Annotated in this window: 13 protein-coding genes; 6 read left to right on the top strand and 7 right to left on the bottom strand. The window is 74.1% G+C overall.

What is annotated here, in order from left to right; all coding sequences use genetic code 11:
• The first annotated feature begins 36 nt into the window (after positions 1–36).
• Together ACWD3O_RS02990 and ACWD3O_RS02985 are read left to right on the top strand one after the other, a co-directional pair.
• On the top strand, positions 37–720 hold the full coding sequence (locus ACWD3O_RS02990; RefSeq protein ID WP_451410798.1) for an ABC transporter ATP-binding protein: 684 nt from the start codon (positions 37–39) through the stop codon (positions 718–720).
• Between the two features lie 271 nt (positions 721–991).
• On the top strand, positions 992–2,032 hold the full coding sequence (locus ACWD3O_RS02985; RefSeq protein ID WP_451410797.1) for an NAD(P)-dependent alcohol dehydrogenase: 1,041 nt from the start codon (positions 992–994) through the stop codon (positions 2,030–2,032).
• A 74-nt stretch (positions 2,033–2,106) separates the two neighbouring features.
• On the opposite strand, the gene ACWD3O_RS02980 is transcribed toward ACWD3O_RS02985, so the two are convergent.
• Positions 2,107–3,567, bottom strand: coding sequence for a glycerophosphodiester phosphodiesterase family protein (locus ACWD3O_RS02980; protein WP_451410796.1), 1,461 nt, complete (start codon positions 3,565–3,567; stop codon positions 2,107–2,109).
• 103 nt (positions 3,568–3,670) lie between these two features.
• Here ACWD3O_RS02980 and ACWD3O_RS02975 point away from each other — a divergent pair, with 103 nt between their 5' ends.
• Both ACWD3O_RS02975 and ACWD3O_RS02970 read left to right on the top strand, forming a co-directional pair.
• Positions 3,671–4,576: an NAD(P)-dependent oxidoreductase gene (locus ACWD3O_RS02975; RefSeq protein ID WP_451414682.1), complete on the top strand. Its 906-nt coding sequence runs from the start codon at positions 3,671–3,673 to the stop codon at positions 4,574–4,576.
• A gap of 72 nt (positions 4,577–4,648) precedes the next feature.
• Positions 4,649–5,191 (top strand): hypothetical protein, encoded by a 543-nt coding sequence (locus ACWD3O_RS02970; RefSeq protein ID WP_451414681.1) that lies wholly within the window; start codon positions 4,649–4,651, stop codon positions 5,189–5,191.
• Between the two features lie 68 nt (positions 5,192–5,259).
• Here ACWD3O_RS02970 and msrA read toward each other — a convergent pair whose 3' ends face one another.
• The 5 genes from msrA to ilvA all read right to left on the bottom strand — a co-directional run bounded on the left by msrA (position 5,260) and on the right by ilvA (position 11,703).
• Positions 5,260–5,943, bottom strand: a complete 684-nt coding sequence (msrA, locus tag ACWD3O_RS02965) for a peptide-methionine (S)-S-oxide reductase MsrA (RefSeq protein WP_451414680.1) — start codon at positions 5,941–5,943, stop codon at positions 5,260–5,262.
• A 114-nt stretch (positions 5,944–6,057) separates the two neighbouring features.
• On the bottom strand, positions 6,058–7,170 hold the full coding sequence (locus ACWD3O_RS02960; RefSeq protein WP_451414679.1) for a hypothetical protein: 1,113 nt from the start codon (positions 7,168–7,170) through the stop codon (positions 6,058–6,060).
• On the bottom strand, positions 7,170–8,813 hold the full coding sequence (locus tag ACWD3O_RS02955; RefSeq protein ID WP_451414678.1) for a M48 family metalloprotease: 1,644 nt from the start codon (positions 8,811–8,813) through the stop codon (positions 7,170–7,172). Before ACWD3O_RS02955 ends, ACWD3O_RS02960 begins: the two co-directional genes overlap by 1 nt.
• Positions 8,814–9,117: 304 nt before the next feature.
• A complete protein-coding gene (locus tag ACWD3O_RS02950) occupies positions 9,118–10,245 on the bottom strand; it encodes a hypothetical protein (RefSeq protein WP_451414677.1) in 1,128 nt (375 codons plus the stop codon).
• 228 nt (positions 10,246–10,473) lie between these two features.
• Positions 10,474–11,703, bottom strand: coding sequence for a threonine ammonia-lyase (gene ilvA / locus ACWD3O_RS02945; protein ID WP_451410789.1), 1,230 nt, complete (start codon positions 11,701–11,703; stop codon positions 10,474–10,476).
• A 185-nt stretch (positions 11,704–11,888) separates the two neighbouring features.
• Here ilvA and ACWD3O_RS02940 point away from each other — a divergent pair, with 185 nt between their 5' ends.
• Positions 11,889–12,422 carry a MarR family winged helix-turn-helix transcriptional regulator gene (locus ACWD3O_RS02940; RefSeq protein ID WP_451410788.1) on the top strand — a complete coding sequence of 178 codons (534 nt, stop codon included), beginning with the start codon at positions 11,889–11,891 and terminating at the stop codon, positions 12,420–12,422.
• Positions 12,423–12,579: 157 nt separating this feature from the next.
• On the top strand, positions 12,580–13,233 hold the full coding sequence (locus ACWD3O_RS02935; protein WP_451414676.1) for a hypothetical protein: 654 nt from the start codon (positions 12,580–12,582) through the stop codon (positions 13,231–13,233).
• A gap of 324 nt (positions 13,234–13,557) precedes the next feature.
• Here the strand turns inward: ACWD3O_RS02935 and ACWD3O_RS02930 are convergent, their stop codons facing one another.
• On the bottom strand, positions 13,558–14,712 hold the full coding sequence (locus ACWD3O_RS02930) for a cystathionine gamma-synthase (protein ID WP_356129132.1): 1,155 nt from the start codon (positions 14,710–14,712) through the stop codon (positions 13,558–13,560).
• Between the last annotated feature and the right edge of the window lie 51 nt (positions 14,713–14,763).

Here is a 14,763-nt window from a genome sequence, read left to right as displayed (position 1 = left end):
GGCCCGCCCTCCCCTCTCAGCAGGAGCAACCACACCATGTACGAACTCACCGGCGTCTCCCGCCGTCACACCCGGGGCAAGGACGTCGTCGACGCACTGGCCGGAGTCGACCTCACCATCGCCGACGGCGACCGCCTGGTCGTCCAGGGCCCCACCGGAGGCGGTAAGTCGACCCTCCTCCAGATGCTGGGCGGCCTCGACCGGCCCACCTCCGGCAGCGTCCTGCTCGACGGAGTGGACCTCGCCCGGCTGTCCGAGGCGCGCCTCACCCGGATCCGCAGCGAGAAGATCGGCTTCGTCTTCCAGAGCTTCAACCTCATCCCCACCCTCACCGCGCAGGAGAACGTCGAGACCGCCCTGGTCCCGCTGGGCGTGAAGCCGGCGGAGCGGCGGGAGCGGGCCGCGGAGGCGCTCGCCTCGGTGGGGCTGGCGGAGCGGCGGGCGCACGTGCCCGGCGAGCTGTCCGGCGGCCAGCAGCAGCGGGTCGCCATCGCCCGGGCACTGGTCAAGCAGCCGAAGGTGCTGCTGGCCGACGAGCCCACGGGCAACCTGGACGAGTCCACGCGGGACGAGATCATGGACGTGCTGGAGACCCGGTGGAAGGAGGACGGGCTGACCTTCGTGATGGTCACCCACGACTCGCACCTCGCCGCGCAGGCCCCGCGCCGGGTGACCCTCCGCAACGGCCGCCTGACCGTCACGGAACGACGCGCCGCGTAGGAACCCCCCGCCGGCCCGACCCGGCGGCTCCGCGCCGCCCCCGGGCGCGGAGCCGCCGCACCCCGCCCCGCCCGCCCCGCCCGCCCCGTCGCGCGCGGGGCGGCGGTGCGGGCGGGCGGGCGCGGCGAGTCCCGCCGGGGAGGTTTGGCGGGGCGGGACGGGCATAGACGGGGGTGGTCCGGTGTTGAACCGGAGTCGGGCCGGCGGCGCGCCATGCCTGCCTGTCCGGCCGCAACGCACGATTCCCGAGGAAACCGGAGCAACCCCCGGCATGACTTCTGTCGCCGCTTACGCCGCCCCCGCCGCCAAGGCTCCGCTGGAGCGCACCACCGTCGAGCGCCGGGAGGTCGGTGAGCACGACGTCCTGATCGACATCAAGTACGCCGGCATCTGCCACTCCGACATCCACACCGTCCGCGAGGAGTGGGGCCAGACCCACTTCCCCCTGACCCCCGGTCACGAGATCGCCGGCGTGGTCACCGAGGTCGGTGCCGGTGTCACCAGGTTCAAGGTCGGCGACCGCGTGGGCGTCGGCTGCATGGTCGACTCCTGCCGCGAGTGCGAGAACTGCCAGGCCGGAGTGGAGCAGCACTGCCTGAAGGGCAACGTCGGCACCTACGGCTCCGTGGGCCGTGACGGCGAGATCACCCAGGGCGGGTACTCCACCCACATCGTGGTGGACGAGAACTACACCGTCCGCATACCCGACGGCCTCTCCCTGGACGTCGCCGCCCCGCTGCTGTGCGCCGGCATCACCACGTACTCGCCGCTGAAGAACTGGGGCGCGGGCCCCGGCAAGAAGGTCGCCGTGGTCGGCCTGGGCGGCCTCGGCCACATGGCCGTCAAGATCGCCCACGCCATGGGGGCCGAGGTGACGGTCCTGTCGCAGTCGCTGCGCAAGAAGGAGGACGGCCTCAAGCTGGGCGCCGACCACTACTACGCGACCGCCGACCCGCGCACCTTCGAGGAGCTGCGCGGCTCCTTCGACCTGATCGTCTCCACGGTCTCCGCCAACGTCGACTTCAACGCCTACCTGGGCCTGCTGAAGACCGGCGGCACCCTGGTCAACGTCGGCGCCCCCGAGAACCCGATCTCGCTCCAGCTCTTCGCCCTCATCGGCGGCAACAAGAACCTGGCCGGCTCCATGATCGGCGGCATCGCCGAGACGCAGGAGATGCTGGACTTCTGCGCCGAGCACGGGCTGGGCGCGGAGATCGAGGTGATCTCCGCCGACCGGATCAACGAGGCGTACGAGCGCGTCATCGCCTCCGACGTGCGCTACCGGTTCGTGATCGACACCGCGACCATCTGACGGACGGCCGCACCCGCCCATGACGGGACGAAGGGCCCCGGCGTGTCCGCACGCCGGGGCCCTTCGCGCGCCGCTCAGCCCTGCGCGTCCTGCCAGGCGACCAGTTCCGCCGGGCGGTTGGTGATGATGGCGTCGACGCCGAGCGAGTCCAGCGTCTTCCACTGCGCGGTGGTGTCCACCGTCCACGCCATCGTGGCCACGCCCGACCGGTGCAGGTCGCCGACCACCGACGGCCGGGCGGTGAGCGCCGTGGCCTTCGGGTTGTACGCGGTCAGGCCCAGTTCGCGGGCGACCGCCACCGGGTCGGCGTCCAGGGTGGACGTCAGGTAGCCGCGGGGGAGTTCGGGGGCCAGCTCGCGCGCCCAGATGAGGTGCTGCTTGCTGAAGCTCTGCACGAAGACCCGGTCGGGAGTGAGGATTCCGGCCTCCCGGAGGACGCCGAGCATCCGCGCGACCTGGTCCTTGGTGGCCGCCCGCTTGATCTCCAGCAGCAGCCGGCCGCCGCGCGCCTTGATGTCGGCGCCCTGCGCGCGCAGGGTCGGCACCCGCTCCCCGGCGTACCGCGCGGAGAACCAGGAGCCGGCGTCCAGCGCGTCGAGCTGCCGGGACGTCAGGGTGGTGAGGTCCCCGGTGCCGTCGGTGGTGCGGTCGACGGTGCTGTCGTGCATGACGTAGGGGACGCCGTCCTTGCTGATCTGACCGTCCGTCTCGATCCAGTCGGCGCCCGCGCGCCGCGCCAGCTCCTGCGCGGCCAGCGTGTTCTCCGGCGCGGAGGCGGACGCCCCGCGGTGGGCCACCGCCAGGGCGGGCTCGCCCGCGCCGCGCAGGAAGGGGTTGGCCGACGGCAGCGAGGTGACCTTCACGTTGTCGAAGGAGACCGTCGCGCCGTCCACCAGCAGCGCCTGACGGCCGTTCGCCGACCGTCGTAGCCGGTCGGTGGTCAGCACCTTCCGCCCGTCTAGGTACCAGGTCGCCTTCATGCCGCGGACGTCGACCCGCACCCGCACGTCCTTGCCGGTGCCGGCCGCGCTCACGGCCGCGGCGGTGTCGGTGACGTTCCAGGTGTCCGACGGGGTGCGCTGCGCGAACTCCACGCCGTTGGCGGCGGTGGAACCGGAGCGCAGGGTGGCGATCCACCAGGGCGTGGCCCCGCTCGACGGCAGGTCCAGGCCGAGGGCGAACCAGCGGGAGGTGTTGTCCACCTTCACGAACCGCGCGGTCGCCTCGAAGCGGTAGTCGGTGAGCGGGGTGCCGAAGGTGATCCGGGCGCGGCTGCCGCCGGTGCCGACCAGGCGGCCGTTCTGCACCTTCCAGGTGCCGCTGACCGCCTTCCACCCGGACGGGAGGGAGGTGCCGCCGAAGGTCTGACTGACCACCGTGGCACCGGGTGCGGGGATGGCGGCGGCTGGGGAACCCTGCCGCAGGGTCACGTCGGCGGCCACCGCCGACGGAGCGGACGCCCCGGCGGTGAGCACGAGGCTGATCACCAGTACGGTCGTGGGCCTGAGGCTTCGGCTACGCGTTTCCCTGGTCATGCTCACGACGTTAGGGAGCGGTAGGTAACGCGCCGGTACCTCAAAGTGACAGGCGGCTGGCGGTCGTATGGCGAGCGGACGCCGGGATTCAGCGGGAGGAACCATGCGGGCACCGACACCGGCGGAACTCGACGAGGCGGTCGTGGTGGCCGACGAGCAGCTCCCGGACGGCCTGCGGCAGGACCTCGCCCGGGCACTCGGGCGTCCCGTCCGGTACGGCCCCGACGGGTCCGCGGGGCGCCCCGTCGTACGGGTCGGAGCGCGCCGCCCGTCCCGCGCGGCCGGGGAGCGGCTGGTCTGGTTCCACAGCGTCAACGCCGGTGTCGACGCCCTGCTGCGGGACGGCGACTGGCCCGCCGAGGTGCTGCTGACCCGCACCGTCGGGCGGATGGGGGAGCGGATCGCCCAGTACGTGCTGGGGTGGATCCTCGCCGAGTGCCAGCGTGTGCCCGACTTCCTCGACGCGCACGGCCGCCGTGACTGGTCCCGGCGGGAGACGGAGCTGGCGGCCGGGCAGCTCGCCCTGGTCTACGGGGCGGGACGCATCGGCTCGTGCGTCGCGCGGTACCTGCGCGGGGCGGGCATCCGGGTGGTCGAGGCGGGCCGCGCCGCCGTGCCGGAGGCGGACGCGCTCCTCCCCGAGGCCCGCTGGGTGATCGACGTGCTGCCCCTCACCTCCGCCACCCGCGACTTCTTCGGGCCGCGCCGCCTGGCCGCCGTGCGCGGCGCGACCTTCGTCAACGTCGGCCGCGGTGCCACCGTCGACCGGGCGGCGCTGGCATCCGCGCTGACCGCCGGCCGCCTCCGCTCGGCCGTCCTGGACGTCCTCGCCGACGAACCGGCGGAGCCCGAGGACCCCGCCTGGTCCCTGCCGCGCACCGTCCTGACCTCCCACACCTCCGGGCCCACCACCGACGAGGACGTCGTCACGGACCTCCTGGCGTGCTGGCGGGCGATCGCGGCCGGTGAGCCCGTGCCGCTGAGGGTCCCGGTCGAGCGGGGGTACTGAGTTCCGGCCGTACGCGGCCCCCGCGCCCGATAGGGTGTCGCGCGCCTGCCATGTATTACGGGGGGAATCCGTATGAAAAGCCGACATGTCCGTGCCGTCGCCGTCCTCGCCGTCGTGGTCCTCGCGCTCACCGGGGCCCGGGGATCGAGAGGCGGTGGGTGCGACGGCGGCAGCGGCGGAAGCAGCAGCCACGGCAGCGGATCGGACGACACCGACCACGACACCGACACCGACACCGACACCGACTACGACTACGACTACGACGCGAACGCGACCGGAGGCAGTGGCTCCGGCTCCTCGGCCACCAGCACGCCCACTGGGGAGAGGACCGACCACGACCAGGAGGTCTTCGTCACGGACTGCGTCGTCGACGAGATCGGCCTACGGGGCACGGTGATCGTCGACAACCGGTCGGGCGAGCACGCGACGTACACCGTCACGGTCGAGTTCGCGGAAGACGGCAGGGTTGTCGGAAAGGCCGTCGACCACGTCATCCCGATGAACACGGTGGGCCACCTGAAGTCGGCGGTGAGCGCCGACTACGAGGGCCCCGGCCGCGTCGAGGCGGAGCGGCTGGTCGACTGCGAGGTCACCGACCACTCGACGCGGGAGTAGAGCGGGCGCGCGGCGCCCCGCCCGCACCGCTCGGACGAGTGAGACGGACGGGCGGTGCGGGCGTCGCGTCAGCCGGCGTCGGGAGCCGGGACCACGCCGACCGGGCAGGACAGGCCGGTGCCGCCGATACCGCAGTAGCCGCCCGGGTTCTTGGCGTCGGACAGGTACTGCTGGTGGTAGAGCTCGGCCGGGTAGAAGGGGTGGGCGGCGGCGGGCGCGATCTCCGTGGTGACGGTGCCGTAGCCCGCCCCGGTGAGCACCTCCTGGTAGGCGGCGCGGGACGCCTCGGCCGCCGCGGCCTGCTCGGGGGTGTGGGTGAAGATCGCGGAGCGGTACTGGGTGCCGACGTCGTTGCCCTGGCGGTACCCCTGCGTGGGGTCGTGGGCCTCCCAGAAGGTCTTCAGCAGCTCCTCGTAGGAGAGGACGTCCGGGTCGTACACGACGCGGACGGTCTCGGTGTGGCCGGTGAGGCCGGAACAGACCTCTTCGTACGTGGGGTTCTCGGTGAAGCCGCCCTGGTAGCCGACCAGCGTCGTCCACACGCCGGCCGGGAGCTGCCAGAACTTCCGCTCCGCGCCCCAGAAGCAGCCGAGGGCGAAGTCGGCCGTCGCCATGCCCTCGGGGTGGTCCAGCAGCGGTGTGCCGAGGACGGTGTGGGCACCGGCGGCCTGCGGCGTGAGGACCGGCGCGGGGCGGCCGGGCAGGGCCTGGTCCGCGGTGACCATCACGGGCGTGGTACGGCCGAACAGCATGGCGTTCCTCCAGATCGTGATCGCGTGGCGGAAGGTTCCGCGGGCGTCGCTCGTACAACGCGCGGGGCGGCCGCCGGATTCCTCCGGCGGCCGCCCCGCACCGGTGCCGCGGTGTCAGGCCGCGGTCCCGCTCCTCGCCGCGACGACCGCCGCCGCGGAGATGTCCCGGAGGTGGCAGTAGTAGTGCGCCGGGTCGCCCTTGTAGGACCACGGGAGGGCGCCGATGTGGCCGTCCACCATCGTGAACTGCTCGATCGCGGCCTCGTGGCGGTCCTGGAGGGCCAGGAAGTAGGCGAGGACGTGCCGGACCGCGGGCAGCCGGGGGTGGGCCGGGTCCGCGGCCGCCGCGTCGGCGAGGGCGGCGTCGACCCGGGCGATCATCCGGGGGGTGCGGTCGACGTCGGCGCTGTCGGAGTCGTCGTGCTCGAAGTGGGCGACCAGCGGCAGGACGGTGAGCAGGCTGCCCAGCGGGGCCGAACGGGCCGCCCGCTCGGCGAAGTCCATGGCCAGCTCCTTCGACCCCCGCCACTTGGCGCACCAGTACTGGAGCGCCCAGTAGTGGGCGTCGTAGTGGTGCGGGGCGCGCAGGACGATCTGCTCCCACAGCTTGTTCATCTCGGAGTTCGGGTAGCCCAGGCCGAGGGCCACCGAGATCTCGCTGACGAACGGGGTGGGATCGGCCGGGTTGAGCTCGACGGCCCGGGCGATCTCCTCGCGGGCCCGGGCGAGGGTGCGGTGGAAGCCGGCGAACTGCTCCTGGCTGGTGTGCTGCGCCCGCTTGGCGCCGCGCACCTTCCCCGCGAGCCCGACGGTGCTCCAGGCGCGGACCACCGCGGCGTCGGGGTCGTCCGGGCGGGCGTTCTCCCAGGCGAGGAGCCAGGTGTCGTCGTCGACCGCGACGTCGCCGATCACGCCGACGAAGCCGGAGCGCAGGTCCCAGTCCTCGCCGATGCTCCGCAGCAGCGCCGCGGCCGGCTGCCACTCGCCCTGCCGCGCGGCGGCCTGGGCGGCCGCCCACTCGGCGGGCACCGGTCGGGCCATGGAGGTGTTCTGGGCGGAGGCGGGCAGCAGCCCCAGCACACGGACGGCCTCCTCCTTCTTCTCCGCCTCCTCCTCCGCCTCGGGGTCGGCCTTGACGAACGCCTTGACGAAGACGGCCACCCACCAGACGCCGAAGGCGACCAGCGGCAGGGCGAGGATCCCCAGGATCCAGAGCAGTACGGTCATCACACGCTTTCGATGTCGGTGCCGGTGCCCGTCTCGGCGGGCGTCGGGGGGAGCAGGGCGCGCAGCGGCGCGGTGTCGGGGCGGTCGGCGAGCGCGGCGGTGACCGCGGCGTCCAGGGACTCGCCCGCGGCCTCGGGGTCACCGCCGGGGAGGATCACGGTGGCCGCCTCGGACCAGGAGAACTCCCAGCCCAGCAGGCCGTGCTTGCTCAGCTCGGAGATCGCCCAGGTGCGCAGCAGCCCTTCGAGGGCCGGCCGCACGAACTCGCGGAAGGCGCGGCCCTGCGCGGTGGAGGCCTCCTCGGAGAGGGGCAGGCGGCGGGCGAGCTGCCAGAGGTGGCCGTCGTCGATCACCTGGAGCAGGGCGGGCAGGGTCGGGGCGGACCTGGTGTGCAGGGCGACGGCCCGGTGCAGCGGGGTGTCCAGCTCGCCGAGGCGGGCGGTCATGCCGGTGTCCAGCAGCTCGCTCCAGGACGCGGCACGGCGGAAGCCGAGGAGTTCCTCGGCGAGGACGGCCGGCTCCAGCGCGGCGGCCGCGGCCTGCGGGTCGGCGAGCAGGTCGAGGGCGGAGCCGCGGCCGTCGTCCGCCCGGCCGTCGTCGCCCAGCGCCTCGACGGCGCGGACCCGCTCGGCGATCGGCGGGTGGGAGTCGTAGGGGGAGAGCTCCTGCTCGGGGAGCTGGAGCCGCATCTCGGCGAGCTGGAGCTCGCGGGCGCTCAGCAGGTCGCCGAAACCGCCGAAGAAGGCGCCGTGCGGCGGCATGGTGCGGGCGTCGAGCCCCAGGGTGGCGTACGACTCGAGGTAGAAGTCGTAGGCGGAGGAGAGGACCGGGACCTCGCGGAGGGCCGAGGCGGTGGCGTCCCGCCCGGTTAGGCGGGCGGCGTTGCGGTCGGCGGCGAACTCCTGGGCGCGGGCGGTCGACCGGGAGGCGCGCAGGAAGAACCTGCCGTACCAGGTGTAGAGGCGGGCCATGGCCCGGTAGGTGACCCCGACGCCGGTGGTGTCGACCTCCTTGGCCTTCTTGCCCTTGGCGACCCGGCGGGCGGACTTCTTCTCCTGCGCGGCGCGCTCCTTGGCGACCTTCTTGTCGGCCTTCTCCTGGAAGTGGGCGATGGTGCGCTCGATCTGCAGGCGGCCGCGGACCACGACCGGCCCCAGGCGGGTGTCGCCGCCGCTGTAGTGGCCGTACTCGTGGGCGAGGACCGAGCGGAACTGGGCCTCGCTCAGACCGGTGAGCAGCGGCAGGCCGATGTGCAGGCTGCGGCGGCCGGGGAGCAGGCCGCCGAGGCGGGGGCGCTCCATCACGGAGGCGTTGACGTCGGCGGTGAGGACGATGGTGTCCGGGGCGCGGGTGCCGGCGGCGTCGGCCAGGTCACGGACCACGGCCCACAGGCGCGGCTCGGCCTCCTCGGTGAGGGGCACGCCCGGCGGCTCCTCGATCTTCGGCAGGCGCAGCATGAACATGCCGCGGATCACCGGGATCGCGAGCACCACCGACACCAGCCACACCTTGCCGGTGACGCCGCTCGGGGCATGCACGGCGGCCCAGTCGACGGCCACCAGCAGAGCGAGCAGCACCAGACTGAGCAGTTGGAATCCCGCGAGCAGGATCAGGGCCCGGACGGCCCGCAGCGTGGAACTCATGGAGCTTCCCTACACATCACGGAAAAGGGCATGACAAGGCGCGGCCGGGGCCGAGGTGGGGGGAAGCGGATTATGACGCACCGCCGCCCCGAACCGCAAAGGTGTTCGGGGCGGCGGAGGGTGCCGGGCGCGAGGGCCGTGCCCGGTGGAGAAGCGCTGGTTACGGGCGGTCAGGGCGGCGCGGGTGCCGGCCGCCGGTGGCGGCGGCCGGTGGCGGTGGCGGTGCCTGTGCCTGTGCCGGTGGCGGCCGCCGGCGCGGAGGTGAGCGGTCGGCGCCGACGACGGCGCATCCGGTGACGGCGGGTCAGCGCAGGAGGGAGGCCGGGGTGCCGCCGTTGGCCTCGAAGCCGGCCACCGCGAGCGCGCGGTAGACCGCGTACTCGGCGGCGGGGTCCTGGCTGAGGGTCCAGGGCAGCGCGCCGACGTGCCCGTCGACGTGGACCAGCTGCCCCATCGCCTCGGACCAGCGCGAGCCGTTGACCAGGAACCAGATCAGCAGGTGCCGCACGTGCGGCAGCACCGCGTCGTCGGGCCGGGCCTGGCTCGCGGCGTACAGCGCGCCGTGCATCGCCTTGGTGACGACCTCGCTCTCGTACAGGTTCGCCACCAGCGTCAGGTCCTGCAGGTGCTCGAAGACGGCGAACAGCGGGAGCGCGGAGAGCAGGGAACCCTGGGGCGCCCGGGCGGCGGCCGCCTCGGCGAAGGAGTAGGCGAGCTCACGGGAGCCGTACCACTTCTCGCACCAGTAGTGCAGCGCGGCGAGGTGGGCGCCCATGTGGTGCGGGGCCCGGTCCAGCAGCTTCAGCCAGAGCTGCTCGAACTCCTCCCGCGAGTAGCCGAGACCGCGGGCCACCGACAGCTCGGTGATGTACGGCACCGGGTCGCCCGGGGCGAGCAGCGCGGCCCGCGCGCACGCCTCCTTGGCCTCCTCCATGATGATGCGGAACTCGTCGCTGCCGGGCGTCGCGGTGCGCCAGGCCTGCTGCACCAGGAACTCCGCGTGCACCGCCGCGCCGGCCGCGTCCTTCGGCTGCTCGCTGCGCCACACCCGCAGCCACTGGCCGCCGGGGGTCTGCGACGGGTCGCCGGCCGGCTTGCGCAGCAGCTCCAGCGAGGCGGCGCCCGCGAATGCCTGCACGCGCTGCCAGCGCCGCTCCCCTTCCTTCTCGGTGCCGGCCAGCAGCTGCGCCGCCGCCCGGTAGTCCTGGGTGCGCTGCACCAGGTCCAGCACGTCGACCAGGTCCTGGTCGGGGCCCGGCAGCCTGATGTCCAGGTCCTCCTGGCGGAGGAAGCCGTAGGCCGCCGGGTCCGCCGCGTCGGGGTCGCCGGGACGGGCCAGCGCTATGCCGCCCCCGGCGTTCCTGCGGCGGTAGATCGACGCCACGACGAAGCCGAGGAAGGCGACGGCGAAGAGCACCCAGATAATCTCCATGCCACCAGCGAACCAGACGGGGTGGGGGAAGGGCCAACGTGGGGCCCCACCTGCGCTCCGGGCGCGGCGGTACCGGTGCCGGTGCCGGTCTCGGTGAGGCCGGCCGGTGCGACCGGTGCCGGTCGGCGGCGCTGGTGCTGGTCGGCGGCGCGCTGCCGGTCGGGGGTGCTGGTGCCGGTCGGCGGCGCTGGTGCCGGTCGGGGGTGCCGGGACGGTCGGCGGTGCCGGTCAGTCCGTCGTCGTGTACCCGGCCGCGCGCAGCGCCCGGCTCACCTCCGCGCAGTGCTCCGGTCCCTTGGTCTCCAGGTGGACCTCCACCTCCGCCTCGGCGGGGCCCAGCCTCGGGGCCGTCCTGCGGTGGCTGACGTCCAGGACGTTGGCGTCCATCTCCGAGAGCACGGACAGCAGCGTGGCCAGCGAACCCGGGCGGTCGGTGAGGCGGACGCGGACCGCGAAGTACCGGCCCTGGACCGCCATGCCGTGCCGCAGCACGCCCTGGAGCAGCACCGGGTCGACGTTGCCCCCGGAGAGCACCGCCACCACCGGGCCCCGGAACCCCTGCGGGTCGGCGAGGAGCGCGGCGACCGGGCTGGCCCCGGCCGGCTCCACCACCAGCTTGGCCCGCTCCAGGCAGAGCAGCAGCGCCGCCGACAGGTCGTCCTCGCCGACCGTCCGCACCTCGTCGACCAGCTCGCTGACGAGGGCGAACGGCACCTCGCCGGGGCGGCCCACCTTGATGCCGTCGGCCATCGTCACCGGCCGGGGCACCGCCACCGGACGGCCCGCGGCCAGCGAGGGCGGATAGGCGGCGGCCCCCTCCGCCTGGACCCCGACGATCCGGACGTCCGGCCGGAGCGCCTTCACCGCCACCGCCACCCCGGCGGCCAGCCCGCCGCCGCCGACGCCGACCACGATCGTCCGGACCTCGGGGCACTGCTCCAGGATCTCCAGCCCGACCGTGCCCTGGCCGGTGATCACGTCGGGGTGGTCGAAGGGGTGGATGAAGACCGCGCCGGTCTCCTCCGCGTACGCCGTCGCCGCGGCCATCGTCTCGTCGACCACCTCGCCGTGGAGTATGACCTCCGCCCCGTACTCGCGGGTGGCGCTGATCTTCGGCAGGGGCGCGCCCTTCGGCATGAAGACCGTCGCCCGCACACCGAGCAGCGAGGCGGCCAGGGCGACGCCCTGCGCGTGGTTGCCCGCGCTGGCGGCCACCACGCCGGCCGCCCGCTCCTCCGGGAGCAGACCGGCGATCCGGATGTAGGCGCCGCGCAGCTTGAACGAACCGGTGCGCTGCAGGTTCTCGCACTTCAGGTGCACCGGCGCGCCCACCAGCCGGGAGAGGTGTCTGCTGCCCTCGAGTCCGGTGACCCGCGCGATCCCGGAGAGCATCTTCTGGGCGCCGCGCACGTCGTCGAGCGTGACGGGATGCGCGGCCGCGGTGGTGCGGTGGTTCATGGCCTCAGTCTCGCAGGAGCGGAGGCGGCTCACCCGCCCTGTGGAAAACCGGGCGGGCCGCGTTCGCGGCCTGTCCACAGGGCCCCAGGAGGGCGAACGGGTTTTCCACAGGCTCGTTACGGACGGGTGCGAGTCCGCGTAGCCTGTCCACCACTACCGGCCCAGATCGAAGTGAGCTTCCGGCCATGCCCACTGCACCCGACAAGTCGACGGAGTCGATGGACGTGACGACCACCGACGACGGACTCCTCGAGTCGCTCCAGTACCAGATGGCACTGTTCGCGCGCCGCGCCGAGCAGACCCGGCTGGGCGCAGTCGGACGGCTGCGTTTCTCGATGGACCGCGCGGCGTACCTGCTCCTCAACCGGCTCGACCAGGAAGGCCCGATGGGCGTCAAGGCGCTGGCCGCCGGTATGGGCATCGACTCGTCCACGGTCACCCGCCAGGTGGCGCCGCTGGTCGAGTCCGGTCTGGTCCGGCGGACCTCGCACCCGGAGGACGGCCGCGCGGTGGTCCTCGACCTGTCGGCCCGCGGGCGCGGCAGGCTGGAGGAGGTCCGGTCGTCCCGCCGCCAGCTGATGGCCGAGCTGACCGAGGACTGGTCGCGGGAGGAACGCGACGCGTTCTGCTCGTTGCTGACGCGGATGAACCACGCGTTGTCGGAGCGGATGTCCGTGCAGGCGGGGGGCCGTCCGGCGGAGGACCCGGCGGACGACTGACCGGCACCGCACCCGGACGGCCCCCGCGCGACCCGCGCCCGAGCGACCCGCACGAGCTGCGCGACCTGTACGACGAGCAAGAGCCGCGAGACCTGTACGAGCTGCAGGGCCCGTCAGGACGTGGAAGGGGCGGGGCCGAGGGGGAGGGGGCGGACCGGTGGCGGCTCGCGATGCCGGTGCGGGGGAGCGGGAGTTCCGGGTGTTCGCCGGGGCGGCCGGTGGCCGGCTGCTGCTCACGGCCACGCTGCTCACCGGCGAGAGCCCGCGGAACCGGCCGGTGGCCCGGCGGCTGCTGACGGAGGCGCTGGCCCGGACGTACACCGTGTGGGCGCGGGTCTCCGGCGAGGGCGACGACCCCTACGACCGCGCGCGGGCCGAGCTGGTGCGGGGGTTCCTGCGGGCGCTGCGGCTGCGGCGCGTCCTGGGCGCCGCGAAGGACGCGGGCATTGGCGGTCCGCTGGGCGCGCTGCGGCCGCTCGCCCGGGCGGCGCTGGTGCTGCGGCTGCACGAGGGGATCGACACCGAGCGCACGGCGATGCTGCTGGGCTGCGGCACGGGCCGGGTGGAGGCCCTGACCGCGGGGGCGGCGCGACGGTTCGCGGCCGGGGCCGGGCCGCAGTGCGAGGCGGAGGCCCGGCGCGTGCTGGGCGCCCTCCCGGTCCCGGTGGTTCCGGCGGGGCTCGCGGACGCGGCGGTCGAGGCCGGCCTGCGGCTGCGGCGCGCGAGGGCGTGGCGGAGGGCGCTGGTCGCGGCGGCCTTCCTCACCGGGGCCGGCGCCGCGGTGGCCGCCGCGACGGGTCTCTGGGGATAACCGCCCCCACCGCACGGCCCACCCGGCCCCGGCCCACCTGGTTCCCCGGCCCACTTGGTTCCCCGGCCCACTTGGCCCCCGGCCTCCCGCCCCTGGCCTGGTACCGGCCTCTTGCCCCTTGGCCCCAGGGTCCCTTGGCCCTGGCCTGGTACCGGCCTCTTGCCCCTTGGCCCCAGGGTCCCTTGGTCCTGGCCTGGTACCGGCCTCCCGCCCCTTGGCCCAACCCCAACCCCGACCCCAACCTCAGCCCCTGGCCTGGCCCCGGCCCCTGGGCCGGGCGGCCCCACCGTGCGCGGGGGGCCGCCCGGCCGGGCGGAGCAGGGGCTAGCCGAGGGCCTGGCGGAGGTCCTCGACGAGGTCGTCGGCGTTCTCGATGCCGACGGAGAGGCGGACCAGGTCCGCGGGGACCTCCAGCGCGGAGCCCGCGGCGGAGGCGTGGGTCATCCGGCCCGGGTGCTCGATCAGCGACTCCACGCCGCCGAGGGACTCGCCGAGCGTGAAGACCTTCGCACGGTCGCAGACCGCCACCGCGGCCTCCTCGCCGCCGGCGACCTGGAAGGACACCATGCCGCCGAAGGCCCGCATCTGCTTGGCGGCGACCTCGTGGCCCGGGTGCTCCGGCAGACCCGGGTACAGCACCTTCGTCACCTTGGGGTGACGGCTGAGCATGTCGACCACCTTGGCGGCGTTCTCCGAGTGGCGGTCCATCCGCACGGCCAGCGTCTTGGTGCCGCGCAGCACCAGCCAGGAGTCGAACGGCCCGGCCACCGCGCCCATCGCGTTCTGGTGGAAGACCAGCTCCTCGCCGAGGGCCTGGTCACCGGTGATCAGGGCGCCGCCGACCACGTCGGAGTGGCCGCCCATGTACTTGGTGAGCGAGTGCACCACCACGTCCGCGCCGAGGGCCAGCGGCTGCTGGAGGTACGGCGTGGCGAAGGTGTTGTCGACCACCAGGCGGGCGCCGCCCTCGTGGGCGATCTGCGCGGCGGCGGCGATGTCGGTGATGCCGAGGAGCGGGTTGGAGGGGGTCTCGACCCACACCGCCTTGGTCTTCGGGGTCATCGCGGCGCGCAGGGCGTCCGGGTCGCCGCTGTCCGCGACGGACCACTCCACGCCCCAGCGCGAGACGACCTTGGCGAACAGGCGGAAGGTGCCGCCGTAGGCGTCGTTGGGGATGACCACGTGGTCGCCCGGCGCGAGCAGCGTGCGCAGCAGGCAGTCCTCGGCGGCCAGGCCGGAGGCGAACGCGAGACCTCGGCGGCCGCCCTCGAGGGCGGCGAGGTTCTCCTCCAGGGCGGTACGGGTGGGGTTGGCGCTGCGGCTGTACTCGTAGCCGCCGCGGAGCCCGCCGACGCCGTCCTGCTTGTACGTGGAGACCTGGTAGATGGGCGGGACGACGGCGCCGGTCAGGGGATCGGCGGTGTTGCCCGCGTGGATCGCCAGCGTCTCGAAGTGCTCGCTGAAGTGGGTGTCGCTCATGCGCACCGAGCGTAACGGGTCGGACGTGGACACCGCGCCGCCCCGCACGAC

The organism is Streptomyces sp. NPDC002640, from assembly GCF_053592575.1.
Note: the sequence above shows the minus strand (reverse complement) of the source record. Positions and strands in the feature narration are given on the sequence as shown.